We start from the raw sequence: 24,526 nt of genomic DNA on the forward strand, positions 1-24,526 counted from the left end.
TCTCATAAAGGTGACCTGCCGGTAACCCGAGACGCCCCGAGGTGGAACCGTCATGACGACCCTGTCGGAGACCGACGCGCTCGACGGCCTGCGGGACGCCCTCGGGCAGCTCAAGGACCGGGAGGCGGTGGCCCTGCGGCTGCTGGAGTCCTCCGCGAAGCACTCCTTCGACCCGGACACGGAGCTCGACTGGGAGGCGCCCTTCGAGGAGGGCAAGTGGTTCTGGCCGCCGGAGCTGGTGTCGCTGTACGGCACCCCGCTGTGGCGGCGGATGAGCGAGGAGCAGCGCCTGCTGCTCTCCCGCCACGAGGCCGCCGCGCTCGCCTCCCTCGGCATCTGGTTCGAGCTGATCCTGATGCAGCTGCTGGTCCGCCACATCTACGACAAGTCCGCGACCAGCGCGCACGTGCGGTACGCCCTCACCGAGATCGAGGACGAGTGCCGCCACTCGAAGATGTTCGCCCGGGTGATCGCGCACAGCGGCACGCCCTGGTACCCGGTGAGCCGTGTCCATCAGAACCTGGGCCGCCTGTTCAAGACGGTCTCCACCACTCCCGGCTCGTTCACCGCGACCCTCCTCGGCGAGGAGGTGCTGGACTGGATGCAGCGGCTGACCTTCCCCGACGAGCGGGTGCAGCCGCTGATCCGGGGCGTCACGCGCATCCACGTGATCGAGGAGGCGCGGCACGTGCGGTACGCGCGTGAGGAACTGCGGCGGCAGATGATGACCGCGCCGCGCTGGTCGCAGGAGTTCACCCGGGTCTCGTCGGGCGAGTTCGCCCGGGTGTTCTCGGTGGCGTTCGTGAACCCGGAGGTCTACACGAACGTCGGCCTGGACCGGCGCGAGGCCGTCGCCCAGGTACGGGCGAGCGCGCACCGGCGCGAGGTGATGCAGCAGGGCGCGAAGAAGCTCACGGACTTCCTCGACGACATCGGCGTGCTGCGGGGCGTCGGCCGCCGGCTCTGGCGCTCCTCGGGCCTGCTGGCCTGATCAGGCGCTCCGCCGGTCAGGGCCGGCGGGAATCCGGCCGTGGCCGGCGACCGCGCCCCGCGTGCGCCGGCCACGGCCGGTTACGCTGCGGGCATGACCTCGCAGGCCCCCACCCCCGCCTACCGGCGCCTCAGCGTCGAGGAGCGGCGCAGCCAGCTGCTGGAGGCCGCGCTGTCCCTCTTCGCCCACCGGGCGCCGGAGGAGGTGTCGCTGGACGACGTGGCGGAGGCGGCCGGTGTGTCGCGGCCCCTGGTCTACCGGTACTTCCCCGGCGGCAAGCAGCAGCTCTACGAGGCGGCCCTGAAGTCCGCCGCCGACGAGCTGCGCGACTGCTTCGACGAACCGGAGGAGGGCCCGCTGCTCCCCCGGCTGACCCGGGCCGTGGAGCGCTACCTCGTCTTCGTCGGCCGCCACGACACCGGTTTCAGCGCCCTGCTCCAGGGCGGCAGCGTGGTGGAGACCTCCCGTACGACCGCGATCGTGGACGGGGTGCGGCGGGCCGCGGCCGAGCACATCCTGCGCCATCTCGGCGTGGAGGAGCCCGGGCCCCGGCTGTGGATGACCATCCGGATGTGGATCACCGCCGTGGAGGCCGCCTCCCTGATCTGGCTCGACGAGGACAAGCAGCCGCCGCTCGAGGAGCTGCGGGACTGGCTCGTGGAGCAGTTCGTGGCGGTGCTGACGGTGACCGCGCGGCGGGACGCGCAGACCGACACCCTGGTGCAGGCGCTGGCCGCGGACCTGTGACCCGGGCCGGGCCTCCCGGCCGATGGCCGAGACTGGTGGGGTGAAGAGCGAAGACACCCCCTTCGAGGGCGGCCCGATGGACGGGCGCGTCCTGCCCGTGCTGCTCGGCATCACCGGGCACCCGCCCAAGACGTACCGGATCCCCGTCCCGGCCCCGGACGGCGGGCCGCCCACCGTGCTGGTGTACCGGAGGGTGCCGCGCGGAAACAGCACGCTCACCGGCCTGACCGCCCGCTGGAAATACCTCTACGACCCCACCGGGCGGGCCGGGAGCGAGCGGCGGTGGCCGTGGTCGAGGCCCGCGCCGCGTCCGGACGCCACGCCGCAGGGCAAGACGGACGACGCCGACGGGTGACCCCGTTGCGCCGAACCGCGCACACTCGGCGAGCGGACCGCGCACACCCCCCTGATGCTCGCGGTGCGGAGCGGACGAGCCGCCCCGCGTCGGAGGTGATGGCGTGTCAGGAATGCTTCTGCGTCTGGTGTGTACGGCGGCGCTGGCGGCCGGGACCGTGCTGGCGCCCCTGCCCGCGGCGGCCGTCCCGGAGCCGGGAGGCGGCGCCGCCGCGTCCGGCGGCCGCCCCGTCCCCGAGCTGCTGACGGATCTTCAGACCCTGTACCGGGAGGCCGAGAAGGCCACCGAGCGCTACAACGCCACCGAGGAGGCGCTGGAGAAGCAGCGCGCCGAGACGGAGCGGCTGGAGAAGGCGCTGGCCCGCACCCGGCTCTCCCTGCACGACAGCAAGGGCGCCGCCGGGCGGCTCGCCCGGCAGCAGTACCAGTCGCTGAGCGGCCTCTCCCCCTACGTCCGGCTGCTGCTGGCGCGTGACCCGCAGCGGGCGCTGGAGCAGGGGCATGTGATCGGGCAGCTCGCGCGGGAGCGGGCGCACACGGTGGGCCGGCTGGCCGGGGACGCGAAGCAGGCGGACGAGCTGGCGCGGCGGGCGCGCCAGGCGCTGGACGCGCGGCTCGCGCTCACCGAGCGGCGGAAGAAGGAGCGCGATCATGTGGTGGAACGGCTGCGGGACGTCGAGGAGTTGCTGGCGTCGCTCACCGCGGACCAGCTCGCGGAGCTGGCCGAGCTGGAGCGCGGCCGGGTGGACGAGGCGCAGCGGGAGCTGGTGGCCTCCGGCGCGCTGAGCGGCGCGAACGCCCCGTCCGCCGCCGGCGAGCGGGCGGTGCGGTATGCGGTGGAGCAGCTCGGCAAGCCGTACGAGTGGGGTGCGGAGGGCCCGAAGGCGTACGACTGCTCGGGGCTCACCTCCGAGGCGTGGCGCGCGGCGGGCGCGGAGGTGCCGCGGACCAGCCAGGAGCAGTGGGCGCGGCTGGAGCGGATCGACCTGAGGGACCTGCGGCCGGGCGACCTCGTCGTGTACTTCCACGACGCCACGCACGTCGCCCTCTACCTGGGCGACGGGATGGTGGTGCAGGCGCCGCGGCCCGGCGCGCGGATCAAGGTGTCGCCGATCGCGGCCAATCCGGTGCTGGGCGCGGTGCGGCCCGACCCCGGCGGGGAGCCCCTGGAGCACTATGTGCCGCCGGAGCTCCCCGAGGGGGCGACGGACGGGTCCGACGAGGGGTACGGCGCCGGCTACGCGCCGGCCGCGCCGGAGACCTCGGCCAGGTAGGCGTTCGTCTTCTCCGGCTCGTAGAAGAAGTTCTCGAAGTCGGCCGGGTCGTTGAAGCCGTTGGCGAAGCGGTCGGCGACGGGCTGGAGCTGGCCGGCGGCGCCGATCAGGTTCAGGACGTGCTCCGGCGGCGGGGCCAGCATGGCGTTCGTCCACTTGGTGACGTGACGGGCGGTGTCCCAGTAGCGGTCGAAGGTCCCCTGCATCCACTCCTCGTCGAACGGCTTGTCGCCGTGCTCGAGGATCGAGGCGAGGTAGGCGGCGGCGCACTTGGACGCGGAGTTGGAGCCCTGGCCGGTGATCGGGTCGTTGGCGACGACGACGTCGGCGACGCCCAGCACCAGGCCGCCGGAGGGCAGCCGGCCGATGGGGTTGCGGACGGTCGGGGCGTAGCGGCCGGCCAGGGTGCCGCCGGCGTCGGTCAGTTCGACCTTGGTGGCGCGCGCGTACTCCCAGGGCAGGAACTTCTCCATCAGTTCCAGGGTCAGGGAGAGGTGCTCGGCCGGGTCCTTGATGCCCGCGAACGCGTCGAGCGGGCCGCCGGGGACGCCCTCCCAGAACAGGATGTCGGCGCGGCCGGAGGTCGTGTACGTCGGCATGATGAACATCTCGCCGACGCCGGGGACCAGGTTGCAGCGGACCGCCTCGGTGTCCGGGTGCTCCGGGCGCGGGCCGAGACCGTGCACGTAGGCGACGGCGAGGGCGCGCTGCGGGGTGGAGTACGGGGAGCGCTCGGGGTCGCGGGAGAACATCTGCACCAGCTCGCCCTTGCCCGCGGCGATGAGCACCAGGTCGTAGGTGCGGGACAGGTAGTCGAGATCGCCGACGGCCGCGCCGTGGATGACGAGCTGCCCGCCGCGCTGCGCGAAGGTCTCCATCCAGCCGGCCATCTTGACCCGCTGGTCCACCGACTGCGCGTACCCGTCGAGGCGGCCCAGCCAGTCGATCGCCCGCTGCGAGGGGCCCGGGTCGAAGGAGCCGGGGGCGGCGACCGAGACGCCGAGACCCTGGATCTTCGGCGCCTGGGACTCCCAGAAGTTCAGCTGGAGGTCACGCTCGTGCTGCAGGGCGGTGTGGAACATGCACTGCGTGGACATGACCCGTCCGGTGCGGATCTCGTCCGCGGTCCGGTTGGACATGAGGGTGACCTCGTACCCGTGCGACTGGAGTCCCAGGGCGAGCTGGAGACCGGACTGGCCGGCCCCGACGACGAGTATCTTCCGCATACGGGGGACGCTCCTAAAGGGGCTACTCGGGGGTTTCGTCGAGCGCGTGGCCCACGAGGGACAAGAGGGTCTCGATGACCGAGATCCGGCGGCGCGCATCCATGATCATGACAGGTATGTGCGCGGGGATCGTGAGGGCCTCCCGCACGTCCTCCGGTTCGTACCGCTCGGTGCCGTCGAAGTGGTTCACGGCCACGACGTACGGCATTCCGCAGCTCTCGAAGTAGTCCAGCGCGGGCCAGCAGTCCTTCAGCCTGCGGGTGTCGGCCAGCACCACGGCGCCTATCGCGCCGCGCACCAGGTCGTCCCACATGAACCAGAACCGCTGCTGGCCGGGCGTGCCGAACAGGTACAGCACCAGGTCGTCGTCGAGCGTGATGCGCCCGAAGTCCATGGCCACGGTGGTGGTCGACTTGCCCGGCGTGGCGGTGAGGTCGTCGGTGCCCTCGCTCGCCTCGGTCATCAGCGCCTCGGTCTGCAGAGGCGTGATCTCGGAGACGGAGCCGACGAGAGTGGTCTTGCCGACGCCGAAGCCGCCGGCCACGACTATCTTCGTGGCGATCGGGGCCCGGGTGGGGTCCGTCTGCCAGGGCAGCAGGGGCTCGTCCTCCTGGACGAGCGGAGTGACGCCGGGTGCGGCGTCAGAGACGGCGGAGTCCACTCAGCACCCTTTCCAGCAGCGCGCGGTCCGGGCGGCCCGTGCCGTGGCCGGTGCCCGTTCCGTAGACACGGATCTTTCCCTGGTCCGCGAGGTCGCTCAGCAGGACGCGGACCACGCCGAGCGGCATGTGCAGCAGCGCGGCGATCTCGGCCACCGTCCGCATGCGGCGGCACAGTTCGACGATGGCGCGCACCTCCGGCATGACCCGGGCGAGACCGCCGGAGGTGAGTTCCTTGCGGTCCTCGGCGGCCTCCAGCGCGGCCGTGCCGGCCGTCGCGCCGACGAACGTCTCGACCAGCAGCACGTGGCCGAAGCGGGTGCGGCCCCCGGTGAGCGAATAGGGGCGCACCCGGGCGGGTTTACGGTCCCCGCCGCGGACGGGGAGGTGATGCTTCGGGGCGCTGGTCATCGAGGGCTCCCGGCGGACTCGTGCTCCGCGTCTTTCGAGGTCTCCAGGTTCCGGCGGAGCTCGCTGCGGAGTTCGGGGGTCAGGACGTGGCCGGCGCGGCCGACGAACAGGGCCATGTGGTACGCCACGACGCTCATGTCGCAGTCCGCCGAGCCGTGCACGCCGAGCAGCGAGCCGTCGCTGATGGACATCACGAAGAGACTGCCCTCGTCCATGGCGACCATGGTGTGCTTGACGGGTCCGTAGTCCATCAGCTTCGAGGCGCCGACGGTGAGGCTGCCGATCCCGGACACGACGGTGGCCAGGTCGGCGGAGGAGCCGCGCGGGCCCCGCCCCTGCGAGCCCGGGCCGCTGCGGGCGCGGGCGAGCGTCTCGTCGGAGGAGAGGAGCAGCAGGCCGTCGGAGGAGACCACGGCGACGGACAGGATGCCGGGCACCTCCTCGACGAGGTTCGTCAGCAGCCAGTGCAGGTTGCGGGCCTCACTGCTCAGTCCGAAGGTACTGGGCGCGGTCAACTGCTTGCCTCCTCGACAGTGCCCCCCGTGGCTTCTTCGGTTGTGACGTCACCGCGGGACCGCTCGGCGGCAAGCTCCGCCTCGACGTCCCGCCGCCCGGCGTCCGCGCCCCGGCGGAAGCCGCCGAGCCGCCTGCGCAGGGCCTCGGCGTCCACCGAACCGGACCGCGGCCGCGGGGGAGCGACCGGCGCGGTGATCTTCGGCGTCCGCTTGGGCAGTCCCTTGGCGGTGACGGGCTCCTCGTCGACGGACCCGTCGGCGACCCGCGTGTGCTCGGGCCTGCCGGCGGCGTCTCCGACGGAGGTGTCGGGGGCGGGGCCCCCAGGCGCCGGCACCGCTTCGGGCTCGGGTGCGGACGGGGACGCCGGCGCGTGCCCGGCACCCGGGCGTACGCCCTCGTCGGCGGGCGCGTCGGAACCGGCGCCGTGCCCTTCGGCCGCCGGGGCACGGCCATCCGGCTGTGCCGGGATGAACAGCTCCATGGTGGTCTCGGCGGGCCGCTCGGCGGGGGCGTCCGGCTCGCTCGAACGGGCCGGGGGCACAGTGTGCGACCGGGCCTCGTCGGCGCCACGGGCTCCGGCGCCCGCGGGCGCGTCGGCACCGGGCGTCTCGGGAGCTGCGGGGGCGCCCTGGCCCGGTTCGGTCCGCGAGGCGGCGCCGGCGGCCGGAGCGGCCTCGTCCGGGTGAGCCGCCGCGGCAGCGTCCCCCCGGTCCCCGGCAGGCGTCACATCCGACCGCGCCGGGGCGTCGGCCTGCGGCTGCGACTCCTCCGGAGCGAAAGGTGCGGCCACGCCCGGAGCCGGCTCCGCGTCGGCACCGGCCGCCGGAGCAGCCTCGCCCGAGCCGGTCGCCACGGCGGCGTCCGCCCGGTCCGCGGCGAGGGCGGAGCCCGAGGCCCCCGCGGGGTCCGCCGCAGGCGCCGCGTCCGCTTGCGCGGGCGCGCCCGCCTGCGGCTGCGCCGGAGCGACAGGCGCGGCATCATCCGGAGCCGGCTCCGAGGCGGCGGGAGCAACCCCGTGCGAGGCCGACGCGGCAGCGTCCGTGCGTTCGGCGGAGTGGGCGGTGGCGTGGCCGGCGTCCGGAGCCGCCGGGGTGTCGTTCGCGCTCTGCGCCCGCGGGGCCGCAGGCGCCTCAGGCGTCGACGCCTCCGCTGCCGCCCGGGCCTCGATGGAGCGTTCCGCCAGGTCGACCAGGAGGTCCCCCGACTTGCTGCGCCCGCGCAGGACGTTGGAGTTGGCCTCCGCGTCGGCGCCCGGCAGGGTCACCGTGTGGGCGGCGCCCGGGACGGACGCGGGGACGGCCGTCGGCGCGGCCGGCGCCAGAAGAGGGTCCGGCAGGACGACCACCGCGGCGATCCCGCCCTGCTTCTGCTTGCGCAGCTGCACCCGCACCCCGTGCCGGTGGGCGAGCCGGGCGACGACGTACAGGCCGAGGCCGAGACCGTCGCCGGACTCGGCTTCCGCGTCGTACCCCGCCTCCGGGTCGAACTCGGAGAGCCGCGTGTTGAGCCGCTCCAGCCGGTCCTCGGCCATGCCGATGCCCTCGTCCTGGACGGAGAGCATCACCTCACCGTTCTCCAGCAGCCAGGCGGAGACCTCGACGGGCATGTCGGGCGGGGAGAACGCGGTGGCGTTCTCCATGAGTTCGGCGAGCAGGTGGGACAGGTCGTCCGCGGCGAACCCGGCGATGTGCGCGTGCGGCGGCAACGCCGCGATCCGCACCCGCTCGTACCGTTCGATCTCGCTGACCGCGGCGCGTACGACGTCGACCAGCGGGACCGGACCGGCCGTGTGCCGGCCGTGCTCGGTGCCGGCGAGGACCAGCAGGTTCTCGCTGTGCCGGCGCATGACCGTGGCGAAGTGGTCGAGCTTGAACAGCGTGGCCAGGCGGTCCGGGTCGTCCTCCCGCTCCTCGAGGCCCTCGATGACACCGAGCTGCCGCTCGACCAGGCCGAGGGTGCGCAGGGCGAGGTTGACGAAGGTGGAGCCGATGCTGTGCCGCATCCGCTCCATGTGGGCGGTGGCCTCGGCGAGTTCGCCGCGCAGCTCCTCGCGGGCGTCGGCCATCTTCTGCCGCTGCCCCACGAGGTGCTTGCGGTCGGCCTCCAGCGTGGCGATCCGCTGGGCGAGCCCGGCGGCATGCGCGTGCAGGGCGTTGACGGAGCGGACGACCTGGGCGAACTCGTCGTTGCGGCCGGTGAAGGTGACGGGCTCCTCCGCGGCCGGGTCCTCCGCCTCGGCGAGCCGGGCGGAGCCGCGGCGCAGCACCGACAGGGGCCGGGTGAGGGTGCGGGCCATCGCGGTGGCGACGCCGACCGCGAGCAGCAGCAGGGCGCCGAGGACCGCGATCCGGATCTCCAGCTCGGTGACGTCCTCGTCGCGGAGCTCGGCGAGATCCTTGGTGCGCTGGTCGAACAGCGAGGCCTCGACGCCGCGCATCATGTCGATCCGCGCGGTGAGCGCCGCCGCGAGCTTCTTGGTGCTGGTCTCGGTCTCGCCGTCGGAGAGCGTCGGCTTGTCGGTGAGCTTCTCGAGGTACTTGTCGGCGGTGTCGACCTCGGGGCCGGTGACCGTGGAGTCGTAGGAGGCGCGGGCGGCCTTCGGGGCGGCGTCGCGGAAGTCGGCGAGGGCCGCGTCGGAGCGGACGCGGGCCTGGAGCGCGGCGGCGGACAGCGCGTCGCGCCGCTCCTCGTCCTCCTCGGAGGCGCCGTCGGCGGTGACGGGCAGTCCGGTGACCGGGTCGATCACGGTCTCGGTGGAGCTCGGCACGTTCAGCGCGGCGAGCAGCAGTCCGCGGGTGGCGGCGGCCTGCTGGACGGCGGTGTCCAGCTCGGTGAGCGCGTGGGCGCCGGTGCCGGCGCGGGGCGGGGTGGCGTCGGCCAGCCGCGCGGCGAGCCTGTGCAGCTGGGAGATGGCGTCGGAGTACGCCTGGTGGGCCTCCAGCGGGCCGGACTTGCCGGTGAGGGCGGCGCGGCGCACGGCGGCGACGGCGTCGAGCTCGTCGCGCAGCGCCTGCGAGGTGTCCTCGTCGGCGCGCAGTTCCTCGACCTGCCGGTCGACCCGGGCGCTGTGCTCCTCGGAGGGCGCCTTGGACTTGGGGCGGCCCGCCGCGATGTAGGGGACGACCTCGTCACGCTCGTCGGCCAGGGAGTGGGCTAGGACGAGCGCGTCCTGCGTCCGCTCGGCGAGCGTCACCAGTTCCTGGGAGTCGTGCAGCTGCTGGGACGCCGCCAGCACGGACGGCGCCCCCGCCCCGGCGATCGCCGCGGCCACCACGGCGACGGCGACGACGAGACGGTTGCGTACGTGGGTGGGGCGGCCCTTGCCGACGGTGGGCGTCTGCTGCGCGTCCCCCGTGAGGGCCGCCTGCTTGTCCTTGCGACGAGGCCGCGTCTTCTGCACCGGTGCTCGCATTCCTGACTCGTGTACCCGTGGGCCCGGGTGACGCTCCGTCAATGGGCGCGGGCGCTCTCCCCGAGCCGCTGGCCGCGCTCGGACCGTGAGGCGCCCCCAACGCTCCCCGACCCTCCCAGTGCCCGTGGACAGTGGATGCGCATCACCTGACCCGCCACTCGAAGGAGTGAACATCGGAGGTGAGTTGAGGGGCAAGTTCCGTTGTGCGCCGCAGCGGACCTGCGTGGTACGCCGGTTGGACGTCTGCGGCGGGCGGTGGCAATATTCGCCGCCACGCCTTCCCGGAGGCCTTCATTCCCTCCCAAATCAGGCGCTTGACCTGCGCGCCTGTGAAGAGCGGGCGTCGATTGCCGGGCTCCGGCGGTCGTTGTGGAAAGCTCGTGCAGACTGGCCGGATGCGCACGGAACTCGTTTCGGAGCCTGGTGATCCAGTACGTCCCAACGAGGACTTCGCGAGCGTCGCGCTCCCGGCCTCCGGACAGGGCGGCGCGCTCGTGGTCCTGGACGGTGTGACGCCGCCGTCGGACGGGGGCGGCTGTCTGCATTCGGTGCCCTGGTTCACCGCCCGGCTGGGCGGCGCGCTGACCGAACTGACCGTTTCCCTCCCGGATGTTCCGCCCGCCGGGCTGCTGTCCCGGGGCATCGCGCGCACGGCCGGGAGCCATGCCTCGACCTGTGACCTTTCTCACCCCCGAACGCCTCAGGCGACGGTCGTGCTGGCGCGCTGGTCACCCGCCTCGGTGGAGTGTCTGGTGCTGTCGGACTCGGTCCTGCTGGTCGAGTCGCCGGACGGCACGGTCACGGCGGTCCGGGACGACCGGCTGGACCGGTTGCCCCGTTCGGCCCTGTCCAGCCACACGGTCGTGGACACGACGCTGCGCAACAAGGAAGGCGGCTTCTTCACCGCCGCGGCCGATCCGTCCGTGTCGTCACGCGCCGTGACCGTCTCCTTGCCCCGGGAGCGGGTGCGCGCCCTGACGGCGCTGACGGACGGTGCGACGCGCTGGGTGGACCGGTTCGGGGAGGGCGACTGGGCGGACTGCGTCGCCGTGATCCGCGAGGAGGGGGCGCGGGGGCTGGTGCGGCGCGTCCGGGCGCTGGAGCGGGAACGTCCGCTCGGGGGCAAGAGGCATGACGATGCGACGGTCGTCCACGTCGAGCTGCCGCCCGCCTGAGGACATCACCCGCATGGCCGACGGGTGACGGCGCCTCACCTTTGACGGGGCCGGCGGCTCATCACCCTGACGGCGGACCTGCCGGGACGGACACCGCCGCTTCGCCTGCGGCCCGGCGGGGGCTGGTCGCGCAGTTCCCCGCGGCCCGGTGAGGGCTGGTCGCGCAGTTCCCGCCCCTGAGGGGGTTGCCGGCACCGTGGCGGCAGAGTGAACCGCGCGGCCGGTGGCAGTGCCAGACCCGCGGCCCGGTGAGGGCTGGTCGCGCAGTTCCCCGCGCCCCTGAGGGGGTTGCCGGCACCGTGGCGGGAGAGTGAACCGTGCCGGGAGCGGTAGGCAGCCCCGAGCCCCGTGTGGATGCGCCCGCCGCGCGGGGCCCCTTACTTCTCCATCCCCCGGTTCAGCCGGCGCAGCAGCCGCGCCAGTTCGTCGACCTCCGCCGGGTCCCAGTCGGCGAGGCGGCCGGCGTAGCGGGCGCGGCGGGCCTCGCGGACGCGGCTCACGCGGCGGCGGCCCTCGTCCGTGAGGGTGACGAGCCAGGCGCGCCCGTCGGCGGGGTCGGGCTCGCGGCCCACGAGTCCGAGCTCCTCCAGGGCGCGCAGCTGGCGGGACATGGTCGCCTTGCCGACGCCGATGTAGGAGGCGAGCTCGGTGGCCCGCTGCCGCCCGCACTCCTCCAGACGGACCAGCAGCCCGTACGCGGACGGCTCGAGGTCGGGGTGGACCTCGCGCGCCATCTCCCCCTGGCTGGCCCGGGCGCGCCGCAGCAGGACCGTCAACTCCCGTTCCAGCGCCAGGAACGCGGGTAGTTCCACGCCGGACGCGGGCTCCGGCGAGCCGGCGTGCTCCTCGCCGCCGTTTCCGTCTTCGTGCACGTTGGCCCCTGCCTCGGTTTCCCGTTCTGAAAGTTCTGGCCGAGTGGCGGCGTCGCCCCAGCTCCATAAGTATTTCGCAGGCGTAGACCAACGGCAGTGCGCGGCGAACCCGCCCGCCGCCGCGGTCGGCGCCCGCAGTTTCTCTACCAGGCCATTACGTGGCATGCCCACTACATGCGATGTGGGTCACATTCCGGGTTCGTCCCATGACCGTTCGGAGATGCGTCATGCCTGTGCACAGATCCCGACTCGTCCGCATACGCGCGCTCGGCACCGCCGGCGCCGTCCTGCTCGCGCTGCTCGCCCTCCCGCAGACTTCCGCCGTCGCCGACGGCGCCTCCCCCTCCGTCCCGCCGCGCGGCTCCGCCCACATGGGCATGGGCGTCCTCGCCCACGACGGCCAGGCCGGCCTGCCCACCTCCCGCTCCACCCAGACGGAGGGCGTGGACGTCTCCAGCCACCAGGGCGACGTCGCCTGGACCACCCTGTGGAACAGCGGGGTGCGCTGGGCCTACGCCAAGGCGACGGAGGGCACGTACTACACCAACCCGTACCACGCCCAGCAGTACAACGGCTCCTACGACGTCGGCATGGTCCGCGGCGCCTACCACTTCGCCACTCCCGACACCACGGGCGGCGCCGCCCAGGCGGACTACTTCGTGGACCGCGGCGGCGCCTGGTCCGCCGACGGACGCACTCTGCCGGGTGTCCTGGACATCGAGTGGAACCCGTACGGCGACGACTGCTACGGCAAGTCGGCGAGCTCGATGGTGAGCTGGATCCGGGACTTCCTCGACCGCTACCGCGCCCGCACCGGCCGCGACGCCGTCATCTACACCGCGACCAGCTGGTGGAAGCAGTGCACCGGCAACTACGCCGGCTTCGCCTCCACCACCCCGCTGTGGATCGCCCGGTACGCCTCCACCGTCGGCGAACTGCCCGCCGGCTGGAACACGTACACGATGTGGCAGTACACCTCGACCGGTCCGACCGTCGGAGACCACGACCGCTTCAACGGCACCCTCGACGGGGTGCGGACCTTCGCCGCCGGGAGCTGACCCGGGGCGGCGGCACGGGAAAGGCCCGGGCCTCCCTCACGGAGCCCGGGCCTCCCCTCATCCGGCGGCCCCCGTCACGCGGCCACCGGAACCTCGGGCGCGGCCCCGTTCGTCGCCGGGGACAGCGCCAGCTCCAGGACCTGGCGGACGTCGGTGACGGCGTGCACGTCGAGCTTCTCCAGCACCTGAGCCGGGACGTCGTCCAGGTCGGGCTCGTTGCGCTTGGGGATGATCACGGTGGTGATGCCCGCCCGGTGCGCGGCGAGCAGCTTCTGCTTCACCCCGCCGATCGGCAGCACCCGACCGGTCAGCGACACCTCGCCGGTCATCGCCACGTCCGTGCGGACCAGGCGTCCGGAGAGCAGCGAGGCCAGGGCCGTGGTCATCGTGATGCCCGCGCTCGGGCCGTCCTTGGGGACCGCGCCCGCCGGGAAGTGGATGTGCACACCCCGGTCCTTCAGGTCGCCGACCGGGAGCTCCAGCTCGGCGCCGTGGCTGCGCAGGAAGCTCAGCGCGATCTGCGCCGACTCCTTCATCACGTCGCCCAGCTGGCCGGTCAGGGTCAGTCCCGCCGCGCCCGTCTCCGGGTCGGCCAGGGAAGCCTCGACATAGAGGACGTCACCGCCTGCGCCGGTCACGGCGAGTCCGGTGGCGACGCCGGGCACCGCGGTACGCCGCTCGGCGGGCTCCTGGGCCGACTCCGGCACGTGGTGCGGCCGGCCGATCAGGCCCCGCAGGTCGCCCTCGGACACGGTGAACGGCAGCTCCCGCTCCCCCAGTTCGTGCTGGGCCGCGACCTTGCGCAGCAGCCGCGCGACGGACCGCTCCAGGTTGCGCACGCCCGCCTCACGCGTGTACTCGCCGGCGAGCTTGCGCAGCGCGCCCTCCTCGATCGTCACCTCGTCCGGCTGCAGACCGGCGCGCTCCAGCTGGCGCGGGAGCAGGTGGTCGCGGGCGATGACGATCTTCTCGTCCTCGGTGTAGCCGTCGAGGCGGACCAGCTCCATGCGGTCGAGCAGGGCCTCCGGGATGGCCTCCAGGACGTTGGCGGTGGCGAGGAACACCACGTCGGACAGGTCGAGCTCGACCTCCAGGTAGTGGTCGCGGAAGGTGTGGTTCTGCGCCGGGTCCAGGACCTCCAGCAGGGCCGCGGCCGGGTCGCCGCGGAAGTCGGAGCCGACCTTGTCGATCTCGTCGAGCAGGACGACCGGGTTCATCGAGCCGGCCTCCTTGATCGCCCGGACGATCCGGCCGGGCAGCGCGCCGACGTAGGTGCGGCGGTGGCCGCGGATCTCCGCCTCGTCGCGGACGCCGCCGAGGGCGACCCGGACGAACTTGCGGCCCATGGCGTGCGCGACGGACTCGCCGAGCGAGGTCTTGCCGACGCCGGGCGGACCCACCAGGGCCAGCACCGCGCCGCCGCGCCGCCCGCCGACGACGCCCAGGCCCCGGTCGCTGCGCCGCTTGCGCACGGCCAGGTACTCGGTGATGCGCTCCTTCACGTCCTGCAGGCCCGCGTGCTCGGCGTCCAGCACCTGCTGGGCGCCGCGGATGTCGTAGGAGTCCTCGGTGCGCTCGTTCCACGGCATCTCCAGGACCGTGTCCAGCCAGGTGCGGATCCAGGATCCCTCCGGCGACTGGTCGGAGGAGCGCTCCAGCTTGTCGACCTCCTTGAGGGCGGCCTCGCGCACCTTCTCCGGCAGGTCGGCGGCCTCGACGCGGGCGCGGTAGTCGTCGGACTCCTCGCCCTCCTGGTCGCCGTTCAGCTCGCGCAGTTCCTTGCGGACCGCCTCCAGCTGGCGGCGGAGCAGGAACTCCCGCTGCTGCTTGTCGACGCCTTCCTGGACGTCCTTGGCGATGGTCTCGGCGACGTCCTGCTCGGCGAGGTGGTCGCGCAGTTGCTGGGTGGCGAGCTTGAGCCGGGCCACCGGGTCGGTGGTCTCCAGCAGGGCGACCTTCTGGTCGGTGGTGAGGAACGGCGAGTAGCCGGAGTTGTCGGCGAGGGCGGAGACGTCGTCGATGGCCTGGACGCGGTCCACGACCTGCCAGGCGCTGCGCTTGCGCAGCCAGGCGGTGGCGAGTGCCTTGTACTCCTTCACCAGTTCGGTCACATGGCCGGGCAGCGGCTCGGGCACGCTCTCGTCGATGCGGGTGCCCTCCACCCACAGCGCCGCGCCCGGCCCGGTGGTGCCGGCGCCGATGCGCACCCGGCCCCGGCCGCGGATCAGGGCGCCCGGGTCGCCGTCGGCCAGCCGGCCGACCTGCTCGACGGTGCCCAGCACGCCGGTCCCGGCGTAGGTGCCGTCGACGCGCGGCACGAGGAGCACCTTCGGCTTGCCCGGTTCGTCGCGGGCGGCGGCCTGGGCGGCCTCCACCGCCGCGCGCACCTCGGAATCGCTCAGGTCCAGCGGAACCACCATTCCGGGCAGCACGACCTCGTCGTCGAGCGGCAGCACGGGCAGGGCGAGCGGTGTGGACTCAGCAGCCATGATCTCCCCTTCGGCAGTCAAGTTGAGCTATGTCGACTCAATGCAGGGGAGCGGCCGAATGTTCCCAGGGCCGCGTTCGCTCTCAGCGATCACCGGACCGGGCTCCGCGGGCCCGGGTCCCCGCCACCGGGGACCTGCCAGGATGAACGCATGTCCACCCCCTACGACATTCCCGAAGCTCCCGAAGTCCTGGACCGTCGCGAGGGCCCGTACGGCGAGGTCGTGCTGCGCAGGCACGGCGGTCTGCTGCAGATCATCGCCAACGGCTGCTTCCTGATGGACACCTCCGACGGGCGTTCCGAGCGGCTGCTCGTGGACGCGGCCCTGGCGGCCCTGGACCCGGAGGCCAGGGACCCGTCGGTGCTGATCGGCGGGCTGGGCGTCGGCTTCTCCCTGGCGCACGCGGCCGGACAGGAGCGCTGGGGCCGGATCACGGTCGTGGAGCGGGAGCCCGCGGTCATCGGGTGGCACCGCTCGGGTCCGCTGGCCGAGCTCTCCGGCGCGGCGCTCGCCGACCCGCGGACGGAGATCGTCGAGCAGGACCTGATCGCTTACGTCAATGAGACGTCCGACACATTCGACGCACTGTGTCTCGACATCGACAACGGGCCCGGCTGGACCGTGGACGAGGGCAACGAGGGGCTCTACTCTCCGGACGGACTGGCCGCGTGCGCAAGGGTGTTGAAGCCGCGCGGGGTCCTCGCGGTATGGTCCGCGAAGCCTTCACCGGAATTCGAGGGAACCTTGCGGAATGCCGGGTTCCGTCAGGTGCGTACCGAAGAGATCCCCGTTGCCCGGGGCGTTCCGGACGTCGTGCACATCGGCGTCCGCCCTGGATAGCAAACCCGAGGTGGATCCCCGTACGCTGCTGCCCTGACGCGGATCATTCAAGCGTCAATCGCAGTGATGCGCAGACGACGGATCACCCCACGGATTCCGGATAAGCACACCTCAGGGGCGGGCGATGGAGCAGACACAGACCTCCCACAACGGCACGGCGACGACCACCCCCGGCGCGCAGCGCAGGGTCCTGGTGGTCGAGGACGACGCGACGATCGTGGACGCCATCGCGACCCGCCTGCGCGCCGAGGGATTCCTGGTGCAAACGGCGGGCGACGGCCCGTCCGCGGTGGACACGGCGGAGGCCTGGCAGCCCGACCTGCTGATCCTCGACATCATGCTGCCGGGCTTCGACGGCCTGGAGGTCTGCCGGCGGGTGCAGGCCCAGCGGCCGGTGCCGGTGCTGATGCTCACCGCGCGCGACGACGAGACCGACATGCTGGTGGGTCTCGGCGTCGGCGCCGACGACTACATGACCAAGCCGTTCTCCATGCGCGAACTGGCCGCGCGCGTGCACGTGCTGCTGCGCCGCATGGAGCGCGCCGCCCTCGCGGCCACCACCCCGCGCAGCGGCATCCTGCGCCTGGGCGAACTGGAGATCGACCACGCCCAGCGCCGGGTGCGGGTGCGCAGCGAGGACGTCCACCTGACGCCCACCGAGTTCGACCTGCTGGTCTGCCTGGCCAACACCCCGCGCGCGGTGCTCTCCCGTGAGCAGCTGCTGGCCGAGGTGTGGGACTGGGCCGACGCCTCCGGCACCCGGACCGTCGACAGCCACATCAAGGCGCTGCGCCGGAAGATCGGCGCCGAGCGCATCCGCACGGTGCACGGCGTGGGCTACGCCCTGGAGACGCCGACGCCATGAGCGGGGGTCCGGCGGGACGCGGACAGGGGAGCAGGCAGCCCTGGGGCGGTGTGCGGCCGTTCTCGATCAAGACCAAGCTGGGCGCGCTGGTCGTCGTCTCGGTCCTGATCACCACCGGACTGTCGGTGATCGCCGTGCACACGAAGACCGAGCTGCGCTTCATCACGGTCTTCTCGATGATCGCCACGCTGCTGATCACCCAGTTCGTGGCGCACTCCCTCACCGCCCCGCTGGACGACATGAACGCCGTCGCGCGGTCCATCTCGCACGGCGACTACACCCGCCGGGTGCGCGAGAGCCGCCGTGACGAGCTGGGCGACCTGGCCCAGACGATCAACGTCATGGCCGACGAGCTGGAGGCGCAGGACAGCCAGCGCAAGGAGCTGGTCGCCAACGTCTCGCACGAGCTGCGCACCCCTATCGCGGGACTGCGCGCCGTGCTGGAGAACATCGTCGACGGGGTCACCCGGGCCGACCCCGAGACGATGCGCACGGCCCTGAAGCAGACCGAGCGGCTCGGCCGCCTGGTGGAGACGCTGCTGGACCTCTCGCGCCTGGACAACGGCGTGATCCCGCTGAAGAAGCGCCGTTTCGAGGTGTGGCCGTACCTTTCGGGCGTGCTGAAGGAGGCCAACATGGTGGCCTCCGCCCGCGCGAACATGGCTTCCGGCTCCGGCAGCCACACCCGTACGGACGTCCATCTGCATCTGGACGTCTCGCCGCCCGAGCTGGTGGCGCACGCCGACCCGGAGCGGATCCACCAGGTGGTCGCCAACCTGATCGACAACGCGGTCAAGCACAGCCCGCCGCACGGCAGGGTGACCGTGCGGGCCCGGGAGGGTTCCGAGCCGGAGTCGCTGGAGCTGGAGGTGCTGGACGAGGGTCCGGGCATCCCGCGCACGGAGTGGCACCGGGTCTTCGAACGGTTCAACCGCGGCAGCGTCAACCGGCCGCACGGCCCCGGCAGCGACGGCGGCACGGGACTGGGCCTCGCGATCGCCCGCTGGGCCGTGGATCTGCACGGCGGACGGATCGGGGTGGCGGAATCCGAGCGCGGTTGCCGGATTCTGATCACTCTTCCGGGGCCCTCTTCTCTGCCAAGTTGACGTAAAGTTCGAACCGGAGCCTCAAGATCCATCTGCGTTCGCCCTGGCGGACACGTGTGATCAGGCGCAGGGCCGCGCGCGGGACGCGACGGGCCCTGATCAAGTGATGCCTGATACCGTCGGAAGAAGCGGAACCTCGCTTGTTTCCCGCCAATTCCAGCGCCGAAACACCCGCTGAGATGTGATGTGCACGACGTTGCACGGGCCCGGCCTGACCTTCTCGCGCGGGGAGGCGTAGCCTTTATTTCCGCTGTCCATCATCTTGCGAAGCGGAAGAGGGCGGTTGACGCCGTGTCGCCACAGTCCCCCAGTAACTCGAGCATCTCGACCGACACCGACCAAGCGGGCAAGAACCCCGCTGCGGCCTTCGGTGCCAACGAATGGCTCGTCGACGAGATCTACCAGCAGTACCTCCAGGACCCGAACTCGGTGGACCGAGCCTGGTGGGACTTCTTCGCCGACTACAAGCCGGGCGCTCCCGCGACCTCGGCTCCGGCGGGTGACGCGGCCGCGGGGGCCGCGGTGACCCCCACCGCTCCGTCCCAGCCGGCCGCGCCCGCGAAGGCCCAGGCGCCGGCGCAGCCCGCCGCACCCGCCCCGGCGGCCAAGGCCCCGGCCCCGGCGAAGGCCCCGGCCCAGCCGGCGAAGCAGGCCGCACCCGCCGCCAAGCCTGCGCCGGCCAAGAAGGCCGAGCCCGCGGACGAGGCCAAGGGCGGTCCCGAGCAGGTCACCCTGCGCGGTCCGTCCGCCGCGGTGGCCAAGAACATGGACGCCTCGCTGGAGCTGCCCACGGCCACGTCCGTGCGCGCGGTCCCGGTGAAGCTGCTGTTCGACAACCGCATCGTCATCAACAACCACCTGAAGCGCGCGCGGGGCGGGAAGATCTCCTTCACGCACCTCATCGGCTACGCCATGGTCCAGGCCATCAAGGCCATGCCGTCGATGAACTACTCGTACGCCAAGGTGGACGGCAAGCCCACCCTGGTGAAGCCGGAGCACATCAACCTCGGTCTCGCCATCGACCTGGTCAAGCCCAACGGCGACCGCCAGCTCGTCGTCGCGGCGATCAAGAAGGCCGAGACGCTCAACTTCTTCGAGTTCTGGCAGGCCTACGAGGACATCGTCCGTCGCGCCCGCGACAACAAGCTGACGATGGACGACTTCACCGGGGTCACGGTCTCCCTGACCAACCCCGGCGGCCTCGGCACGGTCCACTCCGTGCCGCGCCTCATGCCCGGCCAGTCCGTGATCATGGGCGTCGGCTCCATGGACTACCCGGCGGAGTTCCAGGGCACCTCCCAGGACACCCTGAACAAGCTCGGCATCTCGAAGGTCATGACGCTCACGTCGACCTACGACCACCGGGTGATCCAGGGCGCCGCCTCCGGCGAGTTCCTGCGCCAGGTCGCGAACCTCCTGCTCGGCGAGAACAACTTCTACGACGAGATCTTCGAGGCCCTGCGCATCCCCTACGAGCCGGTCCGCTGGCTCAAGGACATCGACGCCAGCCACGACGACGACGTCACCAAGGCCGCCCGGGTCTTCGACCTGATCCACTCCTACCGGGTCCGCGGCCACGTCATGGCCGACACCGACCCGCTCGAGTACAAGGTCCGCAAGCACCCCGACCTGGACATCGTCGAGCACGGTCTCACCCTGTGGGACCTGGAGCGCGAGTTCGCCGTCGGCGGCTTCGCCGGCAAGTCGATGATGAAGCTGCGCGACATCCTCGGCGTGCTCCGCGACTCGTACTGCCGCACCACCGGCATCGAGTTCATGCACATCCAGGACCCCAAGCAGCGCAAGTGGATCCAGGACCGCGTGGAGCGCGGCCACACCAAGCCGGAGCGCGAGGAGCAGCTGCGCATCCTGCGCCGGCTGAACGCGGCGGAGGCCTTCGAGACCTTCCTGCAGACCAAGTACGTCGGCCAGAAGCGCTTCTCGCTGGAGGGCGGCGAGTCCGTCATCCCGCTGCTCGACGCGGTGCTGGACTCGGCCGCCGAGTCCCGCCTGGACGAGGTCGTCATCGGCATGGCCCACCGCGGCCGCCTCAACGTCCTCGCCAACATCGTCGGCAAGTCGTACGCGCAGATCTTCCGCGAGTTCGAGGGCAACCTCGACCCGAAGTCGATGCACGGCTCCGGCGACGTGAAGTACCACCTGGGCGCCGAGGGCACCTTCACCGGCCTGGACGGCGAGCAGATCAAGGTCTCGCTGGTCGCCAACCCCTCGCACCTGGAGGCGGTCGACCCGGTCCTGGAGGGCGTCGCCCGCGCCAAGCAGGACATCATCAACAAGGGCGGCACGGACTTCACCGTCCTGCCGGTGGCGATCCACGGCGACGCGGCCTTCGCGGGCCAGGGCGTGGTGGCCGAGACCCTGAACATGTCGCAGCTGCGCGGCTACCGCACCGGCGGCACCGTGCACGTCGTCATCAACAACCAGGTCGGCTTCACCGCGGCCCCCGAGTCCTCGCGCTCGTCCATGTACGCGACGGACGTGGCCCGCATGATCGAGGCCCCGATCTTCCACGTGAACGGCGACGACCCGGAGGCTGTCGTGCGCGTCGCGCGCCTGGCCTTCGAGTTCCGCCAGGCGTTCAACAAGGACGTGGTGATCGACCTCATCTGCTACCGCCGCCGCGGTCACAACGAGTCGGACAACCCGGCCTTCACCCAGCCGCTGATGTACGACCTGATCGACAAGAAGCGCTCGGTGCGCAAGCTGTACACCGAGTCCCTCATCGGTCGCGGCGACATCACCCTGGAAGAGGCCGAGCAGGCGCTGCAGGACTACCAGGGCCAGCTGGAGAAGGTCTTCACGGAGGTCCGCGAGGCCACCTCGCAGCCGGCCGCGGCCGCCCCGTCCGACCCGCAGGCCGAGTTCCCTGTCGCCGTGAACACCGCGGTGAGCTCGGAGGTCGTGAAGCGGATCGCCGAGTCGCAGGTGAACATCCCCGACCACATCACCGTTCACCCGCGTCTGCTGCCGCAGCTGCAGCGCCGGGCGTCGATGGTCGAGGACGGCACGATCGACTGGGGCATGGGCGAGACCCTCGCCTTCGGCTCGCTGCTCCTGGAGGGCGTCCCGGTCCGGCTCGCCGGCCAGGACTCGCAGCGCGGCACCTTCGGCCAGCGTCACGCGGTCATCATCGACCGTGAGACGGGCGAGGAGTACACGCCGCTGCAGTACCTCTCCGAGGACCAGGCGCGGCTGAACGTCTACAACTCCCTGCTGTCCGAGTACGCGGCCATGGGCTTCGAGTACGGCTACTCGCTGGCCCGCCCGGACGCGCTCGTGCTCTGGGAGGCGCAGTTCGGCGACTTCGTCAACGGCGCGCAGACGGTCGTGGACGAGTTCATCTCGTCGGCCGAGCAGAAGTGGAACCAGACCTCCGGTGTGGTCCTGCTCCTGCCGCACGGCTACGAGGGCCAGGGCCCGGACCACTCCTCGGCCCGCCCGGAGCGCTTCCTGCAGCTCTGCGCCCAGAACAACATGACGGTCGCCATGCCGACCTCGCCGTCGAACTACTTCCACCTCCTGCGGTGGCAGGTGCACAACCCGCACCACAAGCCGCTGGTGGTCTTCACCCCGAAGTCGATGCTGCGGCTCAAGGCCGCCGCGTCGAAGGCGGACGAGTTCACGACGGGCCAGTTCCGTCCGGTCATCGGCGACACGGTCGACCCGGCCGCCGTGAAGAAGGTCGTCTTCTGCGCCGGCAAGGTCTACTACGACCTGGTCGCCGAGCGGAAGAAGCGCGGCGCGGACGACACGGCGATCATCCGCATCGAGCGCCTGTACCCGCTGCCGGGTGCCGAGCTCCAGGCGGAGATCAAGAAGTACCCGAACGCCGAGAAGTACCTGTGGGCGCAGGAGGAGCCGGCGAACCAGGGTGCCTGGCCGTTCATCGCGCTCAACCTGATCGACCACCTGGACCTGGCGGTCGGCGCCGACCTGCCGCACGACGAGCGTCTGCGCCGCATCTCGCGGCCGCACAGCTCGTCCCCGGCGGTCGGCTCCGCCAAGCGCCACCAGGCCGAGCAGGAGCAGCTGGTGCGCGAGGTCTTCGAGGCCTGACCGGCACCGGTACGCGGTACGTGAGCGGGCCGCACTCCCTTCCCGGGGGTGCGGCCCGCCCCGTTTTCCGGCACATATCCTTGACCTCATGTACTTCACGGACCGTGGCATCGAGGAACTGGAGAAGCGGCGCGGCGAGGAGGAGATCACCTTCGAGTGGCTCGCGGAACAGCTCCGCACCTTCGTCGACCTCAACCCCGACTTCGAGGTCCCGGTGGAACGCCTGGCGACCTGGCTGGCCCGCCTGGACGACGAGGACGACGAGTAGGTCCACCGCAGTCGCGGACAGTCGTGCCGCTGGACCCCCGGCCCAGCACCACACACCTCCCCATATCGCGAACCCAAGGCACCGTTCACCCGAACGCGTGCCTTGACTTTTACCTGCCGCGATATATCGTGAATCGAGTAATACACGATATGACGCAACTCGCGCCCACACCAGGGGGCATCCCGCGATCAGGAGGCCGTCCATGCCCGAGTGGTCCGTCCAGGACGAAACGAACCTCACCTTCGACGCCCCCCTGACCCGCCTCAACGTCCGCATCGTCAACGGCACGGTGAACGTCGTGGGCACGGACGAACCGAACGCCCACCTCCAGGTCTCGGACGTGGAGGGCCCGCCCCTCCTCGTGACCCACACGGACGGCGTCCTGACCGTCGCCTACGACGACCTCCCCTGGAAGGGCTTCCTCAAGTGGCTCGACCGCAAGGGCTGGCGCCGCAGCGCGGTGGTCTCCCTCGCCGTCCCCGCACAGACCCGCGTGGAGGTCGGCGTCGTCGGCGCCGGCGCGGTCGTCTCCGGCATCCGGGGCCCCGCCGCGGTGAAGGGCGTCGCGGGCGACACCACCCTCGTCGCCCTGTCGGGCCCCGTCCGCGCGGACACCGTCTCCGGCAGCGTGGAGGCCCAGTCCGTGACCGGCGACCTCCACTTCGCCTCGGTCTCCGGCGACCTCACGGTCGTCGAAGGCTCCGGCGCCTCCGTCCGGGCGGACACGGTCAGCGGCTCGATGATCGTGGACCTCGACCCCGAGGGCCCCGCCGACGTCCGGCTGACCAGCGTCTCGGGCGAGATCGCCGTCCGGCTGCCCGACCCGGCGGACGCCGAGGTGGAGGCCAACACGGCGAGCGGCGCCATATCCAACGCCTTCGACAGCCTGCGGGTGCAGGGGATGTGGGGCGCCCACAAGCTCACCGGCCGCCTCGGCGCGGGCAGCGGCAAGCTGCGGGCCACCACCGTCTCCGGCTCCATCGCCCTGCTGCGCCGCCCGCCCCGTGAGGACGAGCCCGACCTGCGGGGCGGCCCGGGAGACAATGCCGGTACGACCGACAAGAAGGTGCTCTGACATGCCCCCCGTCTTCGCCCACGGACGCCTCCGCCTCTATCTGCTGAAGCTGCTCGACGAGGCCCCCCGGCACGGCTACGAGGTGATCCGCCTCCTCGAGGAGCGCTTCCAGGGGCTGTACGCACCGTCCGCGGGCACGGTCTACCCCCGGCTGGCCAAGCTGGAGGCGGAAGGGCTGGTCACCCACACCACCGAGGGCGGACGCAAGGTCTACTCGATCACCGACGCCGGCCGCGCCGAACTGGCCGAGCGCAGCGGCGAGCTGGCCGATCTGGAGCTGGAGATCCGCGAGTCCGTCGCCGAGCTGGCCGCCGAGATCCGGGCCGACGTCAGCGGCGCTGCGGGCGACCTGCGCCGCGAGATGCGCGCCGCGGCCGGGCGGGCCGGCCGGCCGCGTGGCGGCTCCGCGTCCGGCGGCAAGGACGCCCCCTTCGGCGACTTCGGTTTCGGCGACTTCTCGATGTTCGGCGACAAGGAGGCCTGGCGCGCCGCCAAGGAGGAGATGCGCCGCGCCAAGCAGGAGTGGAAGGAGCAGGCCCGGCGCGCCAAGGACGAGAGCCGGCGCTCCCGCGAGGAGGCCCAGCGCGCCCGCCGCCAGGCCAAGGAGGCCCAGGACCGGGCGCAGGAGCAGGTGCAGCGCATCGCCCGGCAGGTCCAGGAGCAGGTGCAGGGGCACATCGCCCGCGGCGACTGGCCGTCCGGACTGCGCGAAGGCCTGGGTGAACTGCTCAAGGAGATGGGCGAGTTCGGGATGGACTTCGGACTCGGCCGTACGGGTTCCGCGAAGGGCCCGGAATACCGGCCGTCGTACTCCATGACCCCCGAGGACTTCCCGGCGGACTACGCGCCCTCCTGGGGCCACGAGAGCGCCGCGGAGTCCACGGGCGACCCGGCGCGCGACCTGGAGCGGCTGCTGGACCGCTTCCGGGACGACGTCCGGGACGCCGCGCGGGACCACGGGGTCACCGAGGAGCAGTTGCGTGACGCCCGCCGGCATCTGTCGGAGGCCGCCGCCCGCATAGGGGCGCTGCTGCGGGCGCCGAAGCCCTGACGCGGGAGCACTCCGGCGTCGAAGGCCTGACGCCGGAGCCCCGACGGCGGAGGCCTGAGG

Annotated in this window: 20 protein-coding genes; 13 read left to right on the forward strand and 7 right to left on the reverse strand. The window is 72.2% G+C overall.

The window, feature by feature from the left end; genetic code table 11:
- The first annotated feature begins 52 nt into the window (after nt 1-52).
- The 4 genes from ELQ39_RS09680 (at nt 53) to ELQ39_RS09695 (ending at nt 3,366) form a co-directional block, all read left to right on the forward strand.
- Entirely contained in the window at nt 53-991 is a 939-nt protein-coding gene (locus tag ELQ39_RS09680; RefSeq protein ID WP_190002582.1) for an AurF N-oxygenase family protein, read from the forward strand.
- 93 nt (nt 992-1,084) lie between these two features.
- The gene (locus tag ELQ39_RS09685; RefSeq protein WP_225640662.1) at nt 1,085-1,738 is read left to right on the forward strand and encodes a TetR/AcrR family transcriptional regulator; all 654 of its coding nucleotides are present in this window, start codon (nt 1,085-1,087) and stop codon (nt 1,736-1,738) included.
- Between the two features lie 40 nt (nt 1,739-1,778).
- On the forward strand, nt 1,779-2,093 hold the full coding sequence (locus ELQ39_RS09690; protein WP_242591662.1) for a hypothetical protein: 315 nt from the start codon (nt 1,779-1,781) through the stop codon (nt 2,091-2,093).
- Between the two features lie 103 nt (nt 2,094-2,196).
- Nucleotides 2,197-3,366, forward strand: coding sequence for a C40 family peptidase (locus tag ELQ39_RS09695; protein WP_242591663.1), 1,170 nt, complete (start codon nt 2,197-2,199; stop codon nt 3,364-3,366).
- On the opposite strand, the gene ELQ39_RS09700 is transcribed toward ELQ39_RS09695, so the two are convergent.
- The 5 genes from ELQ39_RS09700 to ELQ39_RS09720 are packed head-to-tail and all read right to left on the reverse strand — an operon-like array spanning nt 3,330 to nt 9,578.
- Nucleotides 3,330-4,592, reverse strand: a complete 1,263-nt coding sequence (locus tag ELQ39_RS09700; protein WP_190002578.1) for a styrene monooxygenase/indole monooxygenase family protein — start codon at nt 4,590-4,592, stop codon at nt 3,330-3,332. The two genes, ELQ39_RS09695 and ELQ39_RS09700, sit on opposite strands and share 37 nt — an antisense overlap.
- Before the next feature lie 22 nt (nt 4,593-4,614).
- The gene (locus ELQ39_RS09705) at nt 4,615-5,253 is read right to left on the reverse strand and encodes a GTP-binding protein (protein WP_190002577.1); all 639 of its coding nucleotides are present in this window, start codon (nt 5,251-5,253) and stop codon (nt 4,615-4,617) included.
- Nucleotides 5,234-5,662 (reverse strand): DUF742 domain-containing protein, encoded by a 429-nt coding sequence (locus ELQ39_RS09710; RefSeq protein ID WP_190002576.1) that lies wholly within the window; start codon nt 5,660-5,662, stop codon nt 5,234-5,236. The genes ELQ39_RS09705 and ELQ39_RS09710 overlap by 20 nt, the downstream gene beginning before the upstream one ends.
- Nucleotides 5,659-6,177 carry a roadblock/LC7 domain-containing protein gene (locus tag ELQ39_RS09715; protein ID WP_190002575.1) on the reverse strand — a complete coding sequence of 173 codons (519 nt, stop codon included), beginning with the start codon at nt 6,175-6,177 and terminating at the stop codon, nt 5,659-5,661. Before ELQ39_RS09715 ends, ELQ39_RS09710 begins: the two co-directional genes overlap by 4 nt.
- On the reverse strand, nt 6,174-9,578 hold the full coding sequence (locus ELQ39_RS09720; RefSeq protein WP_242591664.1) for a sensor histidine kinase: 3,405 nt from the start codon (nt 9,576-9,578) through the stop codon (nt 6,174-6,176). The genes ELQ39_RS09715 and ELQ39_RS09720 overlap by 4 nt, the downstream gene beginning before the upstream one ends.
- 407 nt (nt 9,579-9,985) lie before the next feature.
- Here ELQ39_RS09720 and ELQ39_RS09725 point away from each other — a divergent pair, with 407 nt between their 5' ends.
- Nucleotides 9,986-10,765 carry a hypothetical protein gene (locus tag ELQ39_RS09725; protein WP_242591665.1) on the forward strand — a complete coding sequence of 260 codons (780 nt, stop codon included), beginning with the start codon at nt 9,986-9,988 and terminating at the stop codon, nt 10,763-10,765.
- A gap of 377 nt (nt 10,766-11,142) precedes the next feature.
- Here ELQ39_RS09725 and ELQ39_RS09730 read toward each other — a convergent pair whose 3' ends face one another.
- Nucleotides 11,143-11,637 carry a MarR family winged helix-turn-helix transcriptional regulator gene (locus ELQ39_RS09730; RefSeq protein ID WP_242591666.1) on the reverse strand — a complete coding sequence of 165 codons (495 nt, stop codon included), beginning with the start codon at nt 11,635-11,637 and terminating at the stop codon, nt 11,143-11,145.
- 227 nt (nt 11,638-11,864) lie between these two features.
- On the opposite strand from ELQ39_RS09730, the gene ELQ39_RS09735 reads away from it, so the two are divergent.
- Nucleotides 11,865-12,695, forward strand: a complete 831-nt coding sequence (locus ELQ39_RS09735; RefSeq protein ID WP_242591667.1) for a lysozyme — start codon at nt 11,865-11,867, stop codon at nt 12,693-12,695.
- 74 nt (nt 12,696-12,769) lie between these two features.
- On the opposite strand, the gene lon is transcribed toward ELQ39_RS09735, so the two are convergent.
- Nucleotides 12,770-15,184: an endopeptidase La gene (lon, locus tag ELQ39_RS09740; RefSeq protein ID WP_242591668.1), complete on the reverse strand. Its 2,415-nt coding sequence runs from the start codon at nt 15,182-15,184 to the stop codon at nt 12,770-12,772.
- A gap of 150 nt (nt 15,185-15,334) precedes the next feature.
- Here lon and ELQ39_RS09745 point away from each other — a divergent pair, with 150 nt between their 5' ends.
- The 7 genes from ELQ39_RS09745 (at nt 15,335) to ELQ39_RS09775 (ending at nt 24,466) form a co-directional block, all read left to right on the forward strand.
- A complete protein-coding gene (locus tag ELQ39_RS09745; RefSeq protein ID WP_242591669.1) occupies nt 15,335-16,024 on the forward strand; it encodes a spermidine synthase in 690 nt (229 codons plus the stop codon).
- Between the two features lie 124 nt (nt 16,025-16,148).
- Nucleotides 16,149-16,889 carry a response regulator transcription factor gene (locus ELQ39_RS09750; RefSeq protein ID WP_028959305.1) on the forward strand — a complete coding sequence of 247 codons (741 nt, stop codon included), beginning with the start codon at nt 16,149-16,151 and terminating at the stop codon, nt 16,887-16,889.
- A complete protein-coding gene (locus tag ELQ39_RS09755) occupies nt 16,886-17,995 on the forward strand; it encodes a sensor histidine kinase (RefSeq protein ID WP_242591670.1) in 1,110 nt (369 codons plus the stop codon). The genes ELQ39_RS09750 and ELQ39_RS09755 overlap by 4 nt, the downstream gene beginning before the upstream one ends.
- Nucleotides 17,996-18,286: 291 nt before the next feature.
- Nucleotides 18,287-22,072, forward strand: coding sequence for a multifunctional oxoglutarate decarboxylase/oxoglutarate dehydrogenase thiamine pyrophosphate-binding subunit/dihydrolipoyllysine-residue succinyltransferase subunit (locus ELQ39_RS09760; RefSeq protein ID WP_242591671.1), 3,786 nt, complete (start codon nt 18,287-18,289; stop codon nt 22,070-22,072).
- An 88-nt stretch (nt 22,073-22,160) separates the two neighbouring features.
- On the forward strand, nt 22,161-22,340 hold the full coding sequence (locus ELQ39_RS09765; protein ID WP_028420339.1) for a DUF6104 family protein: 180 nt from the start codon (nt 22,161-22,163) through the stop codon (nt 22,338-22,340).
- 202 nt (nt 22,341-22,542) lie between these two features.
- Nucleotides 22,543-23,415 carry a DUF4097 family beta strand repeat-containing protein gene (locus ELQ39_RS09770; protein WP_225640669.1) on the forward strand — a complete coding sequence of 291 codons (873 nt, stop codon included), beginning with the start codon at nt 22,543-22,545 and terminating at the stop codon, nt 23,413-23,415.
- A gap of 1 nt (nt 23,416) precedes the next feature.
- Complete coding sequence (locus ELQ39_RS09775; protein WP_242591672.1) at nt 23,417-24,466, forward strand: helix-turn-helix transcriptional regulator; 1,050 nt, start codon at nt 23,417-23,419, stop codon at nt 24,464-24,466.
- Nucleotides 24,467-24,526: the final 60 nt, after the last annotated feature.

It is taken from the genome of Streptomyces sp. GB4-14, from assembly GCF_022696125.1.
GTDB lineage: Bacteria > Actinomycetota > Actinomycetes > Streptomycetales > Streptomycetaceae > Streptomyces > Streptomyces werraensis.

Coding starts and splice junctions, on each gene's coding strand:
- ELQ39_RS09680 (WP_190002582.1), top strand. CDS start 53: ATGACGACCCTGTCGGAGACCGACGCGCTCGACGGCCTGCGGGACGCC.
- ELQ39_RS09685 (WP_225640662.1), top strand. CDS start 1,085: ATGACCTCGCAGGCCCCCACCCCCGCCTACCGGCGCCTCAGCGTCGAG.
- ELQ39_RS09700 (WP_190002578.1), bottom strand. CDS start 4,592: ATGCGGAAGATACTCGTCGTCGGGGCCGGCCAGTCCGGTCTCCAGCTC.
- ELQ39_RS09710 (WP_190002576.1), bottom strand. CDS start 5,662: ATGACCAGCGCCCCGAAGCATCACCTCCCCGTCCGCGGCGGGGACCGT.
- ELQ39_RS09725 (WP_242591665.1), top strand. CDS start 9,986: ATGCGCACGGAACTCGTTTCGGAGCCTGGTGATCCAGTACGTCCCAAC.
- ELQ39_RS09735 (WP_242591667.1), top strand. CDS start 11,865: ATGCCTGTGCACAGATCCCGACTCGTCCGCATACGCGCGCTCGGCACC.
- lon (WP_242591668.1), bottom strand. CDS start 15,184: ATGGCTGCTGAGTCCACACCGCTCGCCCTGCCCGTGCTGCCGCTCGAC.
- ELQ39_RS09745 (WP_242591669.1), top strand. CDS start 15,335: ATGTCCACCCCCTACGACATTCCCGAAGCTCCCGAAGTCCTGGACCGT.
- ELQ39_RS09750 (WP_028959305.1), top strand. CDS start 16,149: ATGGAGCAGACACAGACCTCCCACAACGGCACGGCGACGACCACCCCC.
- ELQ39_RS09755 (WP_242591670.1), top strand. CDS start 16,886: ATGAGCGGGGGTCCGGCGGGACGCGGACAGGGGAGCAGGCAGCCCTGG.
- ELQ39_RS09765 (WP_028420339.1), top strand. CDS start 22,161: ATGTACTTCACGGACCGTGGCATCGAGGAACTGGAGAAGCGGCGCGGC.
- ELQ39_RS09770 (WP_225640669.1), top strand. CDS start 22,543: ATGCCCGAGTGGTCCGTCCAGGACGAAACGAACCTCACCTTCGACGCC.
- ELQ39_RS09775 (WP_242591672.1), top strand. CDS start 23,417: ATGCCCCCCGTCTTCGCCCACGGACGCCTCCGCCTCTATCTGCTGAAG.